The sequence below is a fragment of the Streptomyces sp. TRM49041 genome (assembly GCF_008271805.1).
Taxonomy (GTDB): domain Bacteria; phylum Actinomycetota; class Actinomycetes; order Streptomycetales; family Streptomycetaceae; genus Streptomyces.
Genome location: NZ_VSRY01000020.1, coordinates 1 through 475, shown reverse-complemented (window position 1 = coordinate 475; position 475 = coordinate 1). Strand labels below are relative to the sequence as shown.

At 70.5% G+C, this 475-nt stretch carries 1 protein-coding gene; it reads left to right on the top strand.

Translation table 11 applies throughout. The features are described 5' to 3' along the window. The coding region (locus FVS66_RS34730; RefSeq protein WP_316248155.1) for a ketoacyl-synthetase C-terminal extension domain-containing protein at positions 1 to 475 on the top strand (475 nt) is incomplete at both ends.

Sequence of the window (475 nt, the reverse complement as noted above, 5' to 3'; positions counted from 1 at the left end):
CCGCACGTGGACTGGGAGTCGGGTGAGGTCCGGCTGCTCACGGAGGCGCGGGAGTGGACCGCGGATGGCCGTCCGCGTCGTGCGGGTGTGTCGTCGTTCGGTGTGAGCGGTACGAACGCGCACATCATCGTGGAGGAGGCGCCGGCCGAGGAGCCGGTGACCGTCGAGCGTGCTGTGTCCGCGGGTCCGGTGCCGGTGGTGCTGTCGGCGCGTAATGAGGTGGCGCTGCGGGTGCAGGCGGAGCGGCTCCGCACGCACCTGGTGTCGCGGCCGGATCTGTCCGTGCTGGACACGGCGTACTCGCTGGTGACCTCCAGGGCGTTGCTGGAGCGTCGGGCCGTTGTCGTGGCCTCGGACCGGGAGGAACTGCTGGCACGACTGGCCGGGGTGTCGGCGGAGTCGGGTGTCGGGGGTAAGTCGGCGTTTCTGTTCACGGGTCAGGGTTCTCAGCGGGCTGGTATGGGTCTGGAGCTGG